11 protein-coding genes and 1 pseudogene are annotated in these 13,575 nt (G+C 59.3%); 9 read left to right on the forward strand and 3 right to left on the reverse strand.

Going from position 1 to position 13,575, the window contains the following annotated elements:
* Positions 1 to 54 precede the first annotated feature (54 nt).
* Entirely contained in the window at positions 55 to 513 is a 459-nt protein-coding gene (locus tag FFS21_RS07935; protein WP_004635330.1) for an MgtC/SapB family protein, read from the reverse strand.
* 249 nt (positions 514 to 762) lie between these two features.
* Between FFS21_RS07935 and czcN the strand changes: the two genes are divergently transcribed.
* The 9 genes from czcN to czcE all read left to right on the forward strand — a co-directional run bounded on the left by czcN (position 763) and on the right by czcE (position 11,820).
* On the forward strand, positions 763 to 1,413 hold the full coding sequence (czcN, locus tag FFS21_RS07940; RefSeq protein WP_020206397.1) for a heavy metal efflux RND transporter CzcN: 651 nt from the start codon (positions 763 to 765) through the stop codon (positions 1,411 to 1,413).
* A gap of 314 nt (positions 1,414 to 1,727) precedes the next feature.
* Complete coding sequence (gene czcI, locus FFS21_RS07950; protein ID WP_137924345.1) at positions 1,728 to 2,075, forward strand: CDF family cobalt-zinc-cadmium transporter CzcI; 348 nt, start codon at positions 1,728 to 1,730, stop codon at positions 2,073 to 2,075.
* 75 nt (positions 2,076 to 2,150) lie between these two features.
* Complete coding sequence (gene czcC, locus FFS21_RS07955) at positions 2,151 to 3,407, forward strand: heavy metal efflux RND transporter CzcC (RefSeq protein WP_024570390.1); 1,257 nt, start codon at positions 2,151 to 2,153, stop codon at positions 3,405 to 3,407.
* 17 nt (positions 3,408 to 3,424) lie between these two features.
* Positions 3,425 to 4,987 carry a heavy metal efflux RND transporter CzcB gene (gene czcB, locus FFS21_RS07960; RefSeq protein ID WP_004635340.1) on the forward strand — a complete coding sequence of 521 codons (1,563 nt, stop codon included), beginning with the start codon at positions 3,425 to 3,427 and terminating at the stop codon, positions 4,985 to 4,987.
* A 16-nt stretch (positions 4,988 to 5,003) separates the two neighbouring features.
* Positions 5,004 to 8,195 (forward strand): heavy metal efflux RND transporter CzcA, encoded by a 3,192-nt coding sequence (gene czcA / locus FFS21_RS07965; protein WP_004635342.1) that lies wholly within the window; start codon positions 5,004 to 5,006, stop codon positions 8,193 to 8,195.
* 50 nt (positions 8,196 to 8,245) lie between these two features.
* Positions 8,246 to 9,196, forward strand: coding sequence for a cation diffusion facilitator family transporter (locus tag FFS21_RS07970; protein WP_004635344.1), 951 nt, complete (start codon positions 8,246 to 8,248; stop codon positions 9,194 to 9,196).
* A 1-nt stretch (position 9,197) separates the two neighbouring features.
* Positions 9,198 to 9,875: a heavy metal homeostasis two-component system response regulator CzcR gene (gene czcR / locus FFS21_RS07975; RefSeq protein WP_008646724.1), complete on the forward strand. Its 678-nt coding sequence runs from the start codon at positions 9,198 to 9,200 to the stop codon at positions 9,873 to 9,875.
* A 4-nt stretch (positions 9,876 to 9,879) separates the two neighbouring features.
* The gene (czcS, locus tag FFS21_RS07980) at positions 9,880 to 11,310 is read left to right on the forward strand and encodes a sensor histidine kinase CzcS (protein WP_011229349.1); all 1,431 of its coding nucleotides are present in this window, start codon (positions 9,880 to 9,882) and stop codon (positions 11,308 to 11,310) included.
* Between the two features lie 108 nt (positions 11,311 to 11,418).
* On the forward strand, positions 11,419 to 11,820 hold the full coding sequence (gene czcE / locus FFS21_RS07985) for a copper-binding periplasmic protein CzcE (RefSeq protein ID WP_011514820.1): 402 nt from the start codon (positions 11,419 to 11,421) through the stop codon (positions 11,818 to 11,820).
* Positions 11,821 to 12,118: 298 nt separating this feature from the next.
* Here czcE and FFS21_RS07990 read toward each other — a convergent pair whose 3' ends face one another.
* Positions 12,119 to 12,397: a hypothetical protein gene (locus tag FFS21_RS07990; RefSeq protein ID WP_008646716.1), complete on the reverse strand. Its 279-nt coding sequence runs from the start codon at positions 12,395 to 12,397 to the stop codon at positions 12,119 to 12,121.
* A gap of 182 nt (positions 12,398 to 12,579) precedes the next feature.
* Positions 12,580 to 13,467, reverse strand: a pseudogene (locus FFS21_RS07995) (porin); the annotation flags it as partial.
* Between the last annotated feature and the right edge of the window lie 108 nt (positions 13,468 to 13,575).

Raw genomic sequence — 13,575 nt, forward strand, 5'->3', positions numbered from 1 at the left:
CGAACCTGAAGTTGGCGCATTCGCGCTGCACGTGGCTTGGGAGCAGTGGGAGTCTTACTTCTTCGACATTTGAAGGATTCTGAGCACGATGAGTGCGAAGGCAGTCGCGACGATGGCCGTCACCGCATGGCCCATGCCGGCGGCCACGCCGATCGCGGCAGCAATCCAGATGCTCGCGGCAGTTGTGAGCCCCCTGACGTGTGTCTCATTGTCCGGCTTCAGGATCGCCCCTGCACAAAGGAATCCGATGCCTGACGTGAGACCCTGAAGCACGCGGCTCATGTCGGCAAGCTGCACGCCCGCCTGGAGGGGAACCACGACAAAAACGCATGCCCCCAGCGCGACGAGCATGTGAGTGCGCACGCCTGCGGATTTTCCCGAGCTCTCCCGCTCGTACCCCAGCAAGCCCCCCAAAACGATAGAGACGGTCATTCGAACGACGGCACGTACTGCCTCGGCAGCATTAGCGAGATCGGAGAATTCCGAGCTCAATGTGCGGATGATGTCGTTCATTGCGGAGCGTCTCTGGGTGTGTCCTGAAAATGGCCAAGACAGTCTATGTCGCAGAAGATGACTGTCAGATTGCCGAGCTATGACACAACCGGATTCGCTGGCCCGGGGGCAAGATTAACAACGTATTACATTTCGGCAATAAAGCCTGACAACGGAAGGGCAACCTTAGAATGCCGGCCATTAGTGCTCGTTTTCGCGCCAGTGTGTCCACTCGAAGTGCGCGACATTCTCCTCCAGCCCCCGAACCGCATGACCGATTCTTCAATCTCCCCGTCCCAACCCGCTGGTCTCTCGAGGGCGCTGGACAATTTCCTGACACGCCACCGCATCGGCGTTTGGCGTGTTGTCGTAACGTTTGTCCTGGCAAGTCTGGTCTTTGGCCATTCTCGCTGGGACGGTACCTGGGTGTCGCCGCTGCTGCTGACGCTGGGGATGTTGGGGGTGAGCCTGGCCACGGTCGGGCGGCTCTGGTGCGCGTTGTACATTTCCGGGCGCAAGAACAATACCTTGGTGACCTCGGGTCCATATTCACTGTGTCGCCATCCGCTCTATGTCTGCAACTTGCTAGGCATTATCGGACTAGGGGCGATGACCGAGTCGCTGGCGGTTACCGCAGTCCTGGCGCTCGCATTTGCGCTGATGTACCCGGCTGTCATCCGGACGGAAGACCGCTTTCTGGCTTCCGCCTTCCCGGAATTCGCCGAATACGCACGCCGTACACCAGCGTTCTTTCCCCGTCTGTCGCTGTATAGGGGGGAGTCGACATGGACGGTCCATGTGTCTTCCTTTCAACGCAATATTGCGGACTCGGTCTGGTTTCTCGGCCTGTCGGTGGTCGTGGAGTCGTTTGATTTGTTCCATGACGCCGGCGTCCTCCGGGCGGTCGTGACGCTTGCCTGATGCGGGCAACTCCGCATACACGTACAGCCATGCACTACGCTCACGTCTCCGATTCTGTTGTCGAGAGCATGCTCGTGATGCTGGTCGGCCTGATCGTCCTGTATGTGGGGTTCGCTGTCTATTTGCGGTGGAAGCATGGGCCCGCCCCCAAGCGTAAGACTGATGAGGGGCGAAAGCGGCACCCCAAAACGAGCAGGCGAAAGCGATAATCGTAATCTGCTCTTAATGCTGGTGATCGAGGATTCATGTAAACTTCGGCGACGGCCCAGCCGTTAGTACTTTAACCCCAAGCCCCCCGCACAGTCTCCCAAGGAATGCGACGTTTCGTTCTGATCTTCGTGCTGCTCATTTTGCCGTTCCAGTTTTCCTGGGCGGCAGCGGCACGCTATTGTCAGCACGAGAAAGCCACGGCCACTTGGCACCTTGGGCACCACGAGCATCGTCATCAGCAGCCGGAAGGTAAAACGGATGCCGAGAAAAAGCCATTCGTGGATACAGACTGCGGGGTATGCCATCTGGTCTCCCTCCCGTTCGTCTATGGACAGACGCAGGACGTGTTGATAGCGAATCGGGTAGAAGTGACCGATACTCAACATGCGTCCGAGTTCTCGTCTCTGAATGCCAGGGCTCCCGACCGTCCTCAGTGGCAGCGTCTCGCTTGATCGGCGAGACGACGACTCTTTTTCTCCTTTCGTCTCTCGCCGAATTCTCCTGGTCACATACCTTGGTGCAATTCGATGCGAAGACTATTTCTGCCGCTCGGGCTGGCGGTAGCATTTCTCAGCCCAAACTTTGCCGTAGCGCAATCTGACACCGGCACGTCCATGGTGCCCGTCTTCCCAAGGGAAGCGGCGGGACCGTTGACCCTCGAGGCCGCGTTGTCGCTGGCGGCAGGAAGCAATTTCAACCTGTCCGCCGCCGCCAAGGAACTCGATTCCACAGAAGGTGGGATCATGCAGGCCCGGGTTATTCCGAACCCGGAACTCCAGACGCTGGTCGAGGACACGCGGAAATCCACCCGTACATCCACCGCCCAGATGAATATCCCCATCGAACTGGGCGGCAAGCGCTCGGCTCGTATCAATGCCGCGGAAAGGACGCGCGAACTGGCGCAGGCAACGCTGGCTGGCGTTCGCGGTGACATTCGGGCGCAGGTAATCGAGAGCTTTTTTTCCGTCTTGATCGCACAGGAACGCGTCAAGCTGGCAACTGGCTCCGCGGATATCGCTGCGAGGGGCGCGCAAGCCGCTTCACGCCGCGTCGCGGCCGGCAAGATCTCCCCGGTTGACGAAACTAAGGCACGTGTCGAACAGGCCAACGCCGAACTTGAATTGGCCGAAGCAACGGCGAGCCTGCAGTCCGCCCGTCAGGCGTTGACGGCGTTGTGGGGCAATGCATCGCCGCAGTTTGCCGAAGCACAGGGCAATCTGGACGCGCTGCCATCCAGGCCGGCGCCTGAACTCCTTCAGAAGGAGCTGGAAAACTCACCGCTGGTGGCCGCAAGCCGCGCTGAACTTGACCGCCGCCAGGCATTGGTGGGCGTTGAGCGCAGCCGCCAGTATCCGGATCTGACAGTCAGTCTGGGTGCCAAGCGAGATACAGAAGCCAACCGCAACATGGCGGTGATCGGTGTGGCGATCCCGTTGCCGATTTTTGACCGGAATCAGGGCAACTTGTATTCGGCCATTCGCCAGGCGGACAAGGCCCAGGATGAATATCTGGCCAATCGCATCAGCCTGACCCGAAATCTCCTGATGGCATCGAACCAGCTGTCGGTATCGCGCGCCTCGGCACAAACGCTGAAGCAGACCGTCTTGCCAGGCGCCGAGCAAGCCTTCAACGCGGCGACCATTGGCTTCGAGGCCGGCAAGTTCAATTATCTGGACGTCCTGGATGCCCAGCGCACGCTGTTCCAGGCACGCATCCGCTATCTCGGCGTGCTTGGACAAACCTATCAGGCGGCGACCACGATCGATCGCATTCTGGGACGTTAAGACGGGATTCATAAAACATGGCTATTTCGAACAAACAAAAGGCTGCCATTGCGGCCATCGTACTGGTGGGCGGCGTCGCGACTGGTGGCGTTCTGCTGAGCGGGCGCTCTGCGCCGGAAGAGCAGGGTGGGCACTCGGAATCCAAGGGGCATGGCGACACCGAGCACCATGGCAAGCAGGCGGCGGAAGCCGACCACAAGGATGACAAGTCACACGGCGACGGCGAGCATCACGAGGTCAAGAAGGGCCCCAATGGTGGCGCGCTCTTTTCGCGTGATGGCTATGACGTCGAAATTGGCACGGCCGAATCCAAGGGCGAGGCCCGTATTCGGCTCTGGGTTAGCAAGTCTGGGAAGGCGGTGGCAAATGGCGTGGCAGCGACAGGCCAGCTCGTGCGGGCTACGGGCGAGTCTCAAGCGCTCAAGTTCGTGGTGTCTGGCGACGCGCTGGAAAGCCAACAGCCAGTTGCCGAGCCCCATGTCTTTGACGTGACCGCAAATGTGACCTTGCCCGGTTCGTCTTCGCCACTCGCCGTGCGGCTCTCGAAAGAGGAAGGCAAGATTGAGTTGACAGCGGACCAGCTGGCCAAGACAGGGGTAGTGGTTCAAACCGCGGGCTCGGCAAAGGTCCAGGCTGGCGTCCAGTTCCCCGGCGAAATCCGTTTCAACGAAGACAAGACAGCCCACGTGGTGCCGCGACTGGCTGGCGTCGTAGAGAGCGTTCCGGCCAATATTGGGCAACAGGTTAAGAAGGGACAGGTTCTCGCGGTCATCGCGAGCACCGGACTTTCTGACCAGCGCAGCGAACTGCTCGCAGCACAGAAACGTCTGGATCTGGCGCGTGTCACTTATGACCGCGAGAAGAAGCTCTGGGAACAGAAGATCTCTGCGGAGCAAGATTATCTGAGCGCCCGCAACGCGCTGCAGGAAGCGCAGATCAGTGTCCAGAACGCGCAGCAGAAGCTGACCGCCATTGGCGCCAGCAACAGCTCGACGGCACTCAATCGCTACGAGCTGCGCGCACCGTTCGACGGCATGATCGTTGAAAAGCATATCTCGCTTGGGGAAGCGGTGGCGGACAACGCCAACGTGTTCACGCTGTCGGATCTGTCGTCCGTCTGGGCCGAGTTCGTGGTGTCTGCCAAGGATGTCGAGCGGGTGCGCATCGGCGAAAAGGCGTCGATCAATTCGGCATCGTCCGATGTGAAGGCAGATGGCACCGTTTCATACGTGGGTTCGCTGCTGGGCGAGCAGACGCGGACGGCGAAGGCCCGCGTAACATTGACCAATCCACAGATGGCTTGGCGACCGGGTCTCTTCGTCACGGTCGACGTATTCGGTGCTGATGTCGAGGTGCCCGTTGCGGTGAAGACCGAGGCCGTCCAGGACGTCAATGGCGAGAGCGTAGTCTTTGTCGCGGTTCAAGGTGGATTCGTGCCGCAGCCGGTGAAGGTCGGCCGGACAAACGGCAAGGTCATCGAGATTGTCGAGGGCCTGAAGCCGGGCGCACGTTACGCCGCCGCCAACAGTTTTGTTCTGAAGGCCGAACTTGGCAAATCCAGCGCCGAACACGGCCATTGATACGGGGGAAACAGCAATGTTTGAACGTATCATTAGTTTCGCCATCCAGCAGCGATGGCTGGTCCTGCTCGCCGTGTTTGGAATGGCCGGGTTAGGGATTTTCAGCTACAACCGACTACCGATCGACGCGGTCCCTGACATTACCAACGTTCAGGTTCAGGTCAATACCTCGGCACCAGGCTATTCACCGCTCGAAACCGAACAGCGTGTTACGTATCCGATCGAGGTCGTGATGGCCGGCCTGCCGGGACTCGAACAGACGCGTTCCCTGTCCCGCTATGGCTTGTCGCAGGTGACGGTCATCTTCAAGGATGGCACGGACGTCTATTTCGCGCGCCAACTCGTCAACCAGCGCATCCAGGAAGCCAAGGACAATCTGCCTGAAGGCGTTGTGCCGGCGATGGGGCCTATTTCGACCGGCCTCGGGGAGATCTATCTATGGACCGTTGAAGCCGAAGAGGGTGCTCGCAAAGCTGACGGGACTGCCTATACGCCGACAGATTTGCGCGAAATCCAGGATTGGGTGGTACGGCCGCAACTGCGTAACGTGCCCGGTGTCACCGAGATCAATACTATCGGTGGTTTCAACAAGCAGTACCTGGTCGCGCCGAGTCTTGAACGGCTAGCGTCGTACGGGCTGACGCTGACCGACGTCGTCAATGCGCTGAACAAGAACAACGACAACGTGGGTGCGGGCTACATCGAGCGTAGGGGCGAGCAGTATCTGGTTCGTGCGCCGGGTCAGGTTGCGTCCGAAGACGACATCCGCAACATTATTGTCGGTACAGCGCAGGGGCAGCCGATCCGCATTCGCGACATCGGGGATGTGGAGATTGGCAAGGAACTGCGTACCGGTGCGGCAACCGAGAATGGCAAGGAAGTTGTGCTGGGCACGGTATTCATGCTCATCGGCGAAAACAGCCGGGCTGTGTCAAAAGCGGTCGATGAAAAGGTCGCTTCCATTAACCGTACGATGCCGGAAGGTGTGAAGATCGTAACGGTATACGACCGGACACGTCTGGTCGACAAGGCCATTGCGACCGTCAAGAAGAACCTTCTTGAAGGCGCGGTGCTCGTCATCGTAATTCTGTTCCTTTTCCTGGGTAACATCCGCGCGGCGCTGATTACCGCGACGATCATTCCGCTGGCGATGTTGTTCACCTTCACGGGGATGGTGAACTACAAGATCAGTGCGAACCTGATGAGCTTGGGCGCGCTCGACTTCGGCATCATCATCGATGGCGCGGTGGTGATTGTCGAAAACTGTGTGAGGCGACTGGCGCATGCGCAGGAACACCATGGCCGGCCATTGACGCGCTCCGAGCGGTTCCATGAGGTGTTTGCCGCAGCGAAGGAGGCGCGTCGCCCACTGATCTTCGGTCAGCTCATCATTATGATCGTCTACCTGCCGATCTTTGCGCTGACGGGGGTGGAAGGCAAGATGTTCCACCCGATGGCGTTCACGGTCGTCCTGGCGCTGCTGGGCGCGATGATTCTGTCCGTGACGTTCGTTCCGGCTGCGGTCGCCTTGTTCATCGGCGAACGGGTGGCCGAGAAAGAAAATCGTCTCATGCTCTGGGCGAAGCGTCGCTACGAGCCGCTGCTGGAAAAGTCGCTCGCGAACACGGCCGTTGTATTGACGTTTGCCGCGGTGTCAATTGTTCTGTGCGTGGCCATTGCGGCCCGCCTGGGCAGCGAGTTCATCCCCAATCTGAACGAAGGCGACATTGCCATCCAGGCGCTGCGCATTCCTGGCACGAGCCTGTCGCAGTCCGTGGAGATGCAGAAGACGATCGAGACGACCCTCAAGGCAAAATTCCCCGAAATCGAGCGCGTGTTTGCGCGGACAGGTACGGCGGAGATTGCATCCGATCCGATGCCGCCGAATATTTCGGATGGCTACATCATGCTCAAGCCTGAGAAGGATTGGCCAGAGCCGAAGAAAACACATGCCGAACTGCTGTCCGCCATCCAGGAGGAAGCCGGCAAGATCCCCGGGAACAACTACGAGTTCTCCCAACCGATCCAGCTGCGGTTCAACGAGCTGATCTCCGGGGTCCGCTCGGACGTCGCAGTCAAGATCTTCGGCGATGACAACAACGTGCTCAGCGAGACGGCGAAGAAGGTATCGGCCGTGCTGCAGGGCATCCCCGGCGCGCAGGAGGTGAAGGTAGAACAGACCACCGGCTTGCCGATGCTGACGGTCAAGATCGATCGGGAGAAGGCGGCGCGATACGGGCTTAACATGAGCGACGTGCAAGACGCGGTGGCAACGGGCGTCGGAGGCCGTGATTCCGGAACCTTCTTCCAGGGCGATCGTCGTTTCGATATCGTGGTCCGCCTGCCCGAAGCTGTGCGCGGCGAGGTCGAGGCTCTGCGCCGATTGCCGATTCCGTTGCCAAAAGGAGTGGACGCGAGAACGACGTTTATCCCATTGAGCGAGGTGGCGACGCTGGAAATGGCGCCCGGCCCGAACCAGATCTCGCGCGAGAACGGCAAGCGCCGCATCGTGATCAGTGCCAACGTTCGTGGACGTGATATTGGTTCATTCGTGCCCGAGGCGGAAGCGGCTATCCAAAGCCAGGTCAAGATCCCGGCTGGCTACTGGATGACATGGGGTGGCACCTTTGAGCAACTGCAGTCCGCCACCACCCGCCTGCAGGTGGTAGTGCCGGTGGCGCTGTTGCTGGTCTTCGTACTGTTGTTTGCGATGTTCAACAACATCAAGGATGGCTTGCTAGTCTTCACGGGCATTCCCTTTGCGCTGACTGGCGGGATTCTTGCCCTGTGGATACGCGGCATTCCGATGTCCATTACTGCAGCGGTGGGCTTCATCGCGCTGTGCGGGGTGGCGGTGCTCAATGGTCTGGTGATGCTGTCGTTTATCCGATCGCTGCGCGAAGAAGGGCATTCCCTCGACAGCGCGGTCCGAGTTGGCGCCCTGACGCGACTGCGTCCGGTGCTGATGACGGCCCTGGTGGCATCCCTGGGTTTCGTGCCGATGGCCATCGCCACCGGTACGGGCGCTGAGGTGCAACGTCCCCTCGCAACGGTGGTAATCGGTGGCATCTTGTCGTCCACGGCGCTGACCCTACTGGTGTTGCCGGTGCTCTATCGACTTGCTCACCGCAAGGATGAGGACGCGGAAGATACTCGCGAGCCAGTCACTCAGACGCATCAACCGGATCAAGGCCGCCAGCCTGCATGACGTAAATCCTTGGGCGGTCATCGTACCGCCCAATTTTTATAGGAGTTTCTATGGGCGCAGGTCACTCACACGACCATCCCGGTGGCAACGAGCGATCGCTCAAGATCGCCCTTGCGCTGACCGGTACGTTCCTGATTGCCGAAGTGGTCGGTGGTGTCATGACGAAGAGCCTGGCGTTGATCTCCGACGCCGCGCACATGCTCACGGACACCGTCGCACTGGCCATCGCACTGGCTGCTATTGCGATCGCCAAGCGACCCGCGGACAAGAAGCGGACATTTGGCTACTACCGTTTTGAGATTCTTGCCGCGGCCTTTAACGCATTGCTGCTGTTCGGTGTGGCTATCTACATCCTGTACGAAGCCTACCTGCGGCTGAAATCGCCACCTCAGATTGAGTCAACCGGCATGTTCGTCGTGGCTGTGCTGGGCCTGATCATCAATCTCATCAGCATGCGCATGCTGTCCTCCGGGCAAAGCAGCAGCCTGAACGTGAAGGGTGCTTATCTGGAAGTCTGGAGCGATCTGCTCGGGTCGGTTGGCGTCATCGCCGGTGCGATCATCATCCGCTTCACGGGCTGGGCGTGGGTCGACTCCGCCATTGCGGTGCTGATCGGCCTCTGGGTACTGCCTCGCACGTGGATCCTGCTGAAGTCGAGCCTGAATGTGCTGCTCGAAGGCGTACCCGATGACGTGGATCTGGCAGAGGTTGAGAAGCAAATTCTGGCGACGCCCGGGGTAAAAAGCTTCCATGACCTCCACATCTGGGCACTTACCAGCGGCAAGGCGAGCTTGACGGTTCATGTCGTGAATGACACGGCCGTCAACCCGGAAATGGAAGTGCTACCGGAATTGAAGCAGATGCTGGCTGACAAATTCGATATCACGCACGTGACCATTCAGTTCGAACTGGCACCATGCGAACAAGCGGATGCAGCTCAGCATTTCAATGCATCGCCAGCACTGGTCGGATCGAAGTCGCTTGCTGCAGGAGGAAACTAAGGTGCGGGTACTTGTTGTAGAAGACGAACCGCGTACTGCGGAGTATTTGCAGAAGGGATTGTCGGAGTCGGGTTTCGTGGTCGACATCGCGAACAATGGTGGCGATGGGCTCCACATGGCGGAAGAGACCGACTACGACGTCATCATCCTGGACGTCATGCTGCCAGGTATGGACGGGTGGACGGTCATCAAGTCCATTCGATCCAAGTCCGAGACACCCGTACTGTTTCTGACGGCGCTGGATGATGTGGCGGATCGTGTCAGAGGCTTCGAGTTGGGGGCAGACGATTACCTGGTCAAGCCCTTCGCCTTTGCCGAGCTCCTTGCCCGTATCCGGCGTTGCTTGCGCCAAAGCACCTCGAAGGAGTCCGAGCGATTGCGCATTGCCGATCTGGACATCGACGTGCTTGGAAGGCGGGTATTCCGGGGAACTACCCGCATTGAATTGACGAATCAGGAGTTCTCGCTGTTGCACCTGCTCATGCGCCGGAGAGGGGAGGTGCTGTCGCGAACCACGATCGCGTCCCAGGTCTGGGACGTCAACTTCGACACGGATACCAATGTCGTTGACGTCGCGATCCGGCGCCTGAGATCCAAGGTGGATGATCCCTTCGATCAAAAGCTGATCCATACCGTACGGGGAATGGGCTATGTCCTCGACCCAGAGCGCGGCCGGTGACGGAATGAGGCCCGGGACTTCGATAACCCCGCTGTCACTGACGAGGCGGCTTGGGCTCTTCTTTGCATTGGTACTGTCTATCGCGCTGGCCAGCATGGGCGCCTTTGCTTACTACTCGCTCGCCGCGCAACTCGAGGCCAGAGACGATGAGGTTGTAAAGGGAAAACTCGAACAGGTCGAGCATTTCTTGCGCGAGGTGGACGGGGTGCAGGGCGTCCCGGCGGCGCAGCATCGCTTCGATGATCTGGTGCGAGGTTACTCGGACCTCATCGTTCGCGTCACGGCGCTGGATGGCCGGCTTTTGTTTCGCACGGGCAACGATGCATTGCTGGAAGGCACTGACCAAGCGGCGGTCACGGGAAAGTCATCGCTCATGTTCCAGTCCGCCGATGCGGTGTTGGGGCGAGACGGTACGCGGGCGACGGTGTTCGTGGCGAAGTCTGGCGAGGACAGGAAGCAGGTGACTGCGCGATTCCGGACGACGCTCGTGCTTGGTACCACCGTCGGTGTGATATTGACGGCCCTGGTGGGGGCGGCCATTACGCGCCGTGAGCTGGAGCCGGCGCACGTACTTATCAAGCAGATCAACCGGATCAGTGTGGAACGGCTGAGCTACCGGGTGGACATGCCACCCAAGCCCACCGAAGTGCGTGATATCGCCTCTGCGTTCAATGCGATGCTGCAACGCCTCGAGGATGGTTATCAGAAGCTGTCGCGGTTCTCCGCCGATCTTGCCCATGATTTGCGCACGCCGCTTAACAACCTCATTGGACATGCCGAGGTCGCCTTGTCACGAGACCGCACCGGGCCCGAGTATGTCGCCTTGGTGGAGGAAAGCCTGGTCGAATACCAGCGACTTGCGAGGATGATCGATGCGATGTTGTTCCTCGCGCGAGCTGACAGTGCCAATGTGGCGCTCGAGTTGACGGAACTCCAGTTGAATGCAGAACTTCGCAAGTTGTCCGCCTACTTTTCGGTGCTTGCAGAGGAGCGAAGCGTCGTAATCAGGGTAAGCGGGGATGCCACCCTGGTCGCTGATGCCATTCTGTTCCAGCGTGCGATCAACAATGTTCTGTCAAATGCGGTCCGTCATGCGTGGCCGAATTCGATGATAGATCTGGTGGTGCGCCGCGAAGCGGCACATTGTTGCATCGACATCACGAACGTTGGAGACCCAATCCCGGAGCGGGAACTTTCCCTCATCTTTGATCGGTTCTTCCGTGGGGATAGGGCGAGATCCAACTCGTCACAGTCCACGGGGCTGGGCCTGGCCATCGTCCTGTCGATCATGGAGCTCCATGGCGGCGACGCGTCAGCCGTGAGCGGCTTGGATGGGAAGACACGCTTTACATTGCGCTTCCCGCTCAACGGTGCTGAAGCCTCAGCGCGGGTTTCGGTGGGTAGGCCGAGTCAGGACCGACCAGTCGTTGGGTAGAGTGGTGCAATGAGCCCGATTGCCTATTTGTAATCGCCGGGCAAGGCTGCAGCATGCGTACAATTTATACACTCGTTTTCATAGATCAACGAAGTCTCTAGAAAGGAGATGACTATGAAAACGAAGAAACACGCCTTGCTGTTTGCGGCGTTGCTGTTGGGTGGGATGTCGGCTTCGTATGCTTTGGAAATGACCGGGTTGAAACCGGGCGTGCCTGCGTCGACGGCGACGGCGCAGGCGATGGCGAAGCGTCACGCGACCTTGTATGGCGATCCAGCCGGCCAATCTCAGGCCAGTCGCATTATCGACGTGAAGCCAGGGATGCGGTATGTCAACGTGGACTCTGGCGAGACGGTGGCGTTTCGGGCCGGCGAGAAGATCGTCGCATGGACCTTCGCCCAGATGGTCAGGGATACGAGTGTGGACCTTGGCTTGTTGATGCCGGATCTGCCGGGTAGCGCTGGCGTGCGCGTCTATATTGATAGAAGCGACCTCTTCACAGGTGGCTGAACGTTGCTGAACCGGTGAACTACAGGCCCCGCACAATGCGGGGCCTTTTTCATCGTCATTGGCGTCGGTTCTGCCGCTTAGCAATACACGAGGCGATGGGAAGTTGTAGCACGCGCCACCGCATCATGAACGGCACCGGATTGACGCCGATGGAGGGAAAAAAAGCTTGCCCTCCGGGGAGGGCAAGCTTCGGAAGCTTTCGCCATCGGGATAAAGCGAAAGAGCACCAAGAGCCAAGCAACTGACGGGTGCCTGGCTCCCCCACAGAGGTCGGTCTGAGTTTCAGGGACGGCTTGCGTCAAATTCCGCGTGCGCCATCGGTGAACACATCACGCGGCCCAATACGCGAGCCGTCGGTAAATACGTCACGCTGGCCGAGGCGTGCGCCGTCGGTGAACACGTCGCGCTTGTCGATGCGTGCACCGCCGGCGTAAATGTCGTTGACTGCGGCGCGTCCGCCGTCGGTGTAGGGGTCGCGGGGACGGTGGATCTGGCCATCAGGGGTAGCAGCGATGGCGGAGCCGGCGGCAGCAATCGTGAGGGCAGCAGCAATCAGGGCAGTGTGAATCGTCTTCATGGAATCTCTCCGGAGTCAATGTTTGTGAGTCTCTAATCGCTCACCGTGTTCACAGTCTAGCTACCGGACCTGCTCCACTGAATTACCCGCGTATTACGATCCTGTCATAAAAAAATGCCTCCCGGTTGGGAGGCACAAACTCTCTTGAATTAACAAGAAAGTGTCGATTCTTTTGAGCTCGCTCAGAACTTGTGGCGTACGCCTACGACGACGCCGGTCTGATCCTTGCCAGGGACAACGTTGGTCGGGCTGCCGGTCGTCGAGTTGTAGCCGTTCATGCCCAGCTGCGAGTTGCCGCGGTTCAGTGCATAACCGACGTTCATATACACATCGGTACGCTTCGAGAAAGCGTAATCTGCCGAGGCAACGAACAGGAACGGGTCTGCGCCAGAATTGCGGCTGTCCGTGTAGTAGGCGGCGCCGGTCAGCGTCAGTGCGGGCGTCAGGCCATAGCGCAGGCCGGCCCAGTAAATGTTAGAACCGTTCGTCGGCAGCGCACCGACATTGCCGTTGTACCAGCGATAACCAATAAATGCCTTAGCCGGTCCGAAAGCGTAGCTCGCGCCAATTAGAGCGCGGCGGTCCTTGCGGTCGGCCGTGGCGACGGTGCTGCCCTGGATCTCGTCGTACACCGCGCCGACAGCGAGGGCGCCGGTTTCATACATGAGCGATACGCCCATGTTTCGATCGACCTTGTAGTTCCCCGGCACTTCGCCGCCGCCGGTGCGGCTAAAGCTGTAGAGGCCGGTGACCGTCAGGCCACTGAAGATGCCACGGTACTTGATAGCATTGTCAGCGCGACCCGCCAAGACGTCATCCATCTTGAAGAGCGAGTAGCGCGGCGCGAAGCCCATCGGGTCGAGTTGCAGCGTGGTGTCATACATTGGTGTCGTTTGACGACCCAACGTCAGTTGACCATATTTGCTACCCAATCCTACGAAGGCACTACGATCAAAAAGACGGGTGCTGTTGTTCTGTGCGCCGGTGTCGAACGAAATGCCGCTTTCCAATTCGAAGATGGCTTTCAGACCGCCGCCAAGGTCTTCGACGCCACGCAGGCCCCAATGTGCATAAGCAGCTTTCGTGATGCCGAAAGCGTGGGGATTTGAGCAAGAACGGTGATGGACGCTGGAGGGGTTCCCTCAGGGAGCGTGCATGCACGCGCCTGAGGGAAGATG

This window comes from Cupriavidus sp. 2SB, from assembly GCF_005503625.1.
Taxonomy (GTDB): domain Bacteria; phylum Pseudomonadota; class Gammaproteobacteria; order Burkholderiales; family Burkholderiaceae; genus Cupriavidus.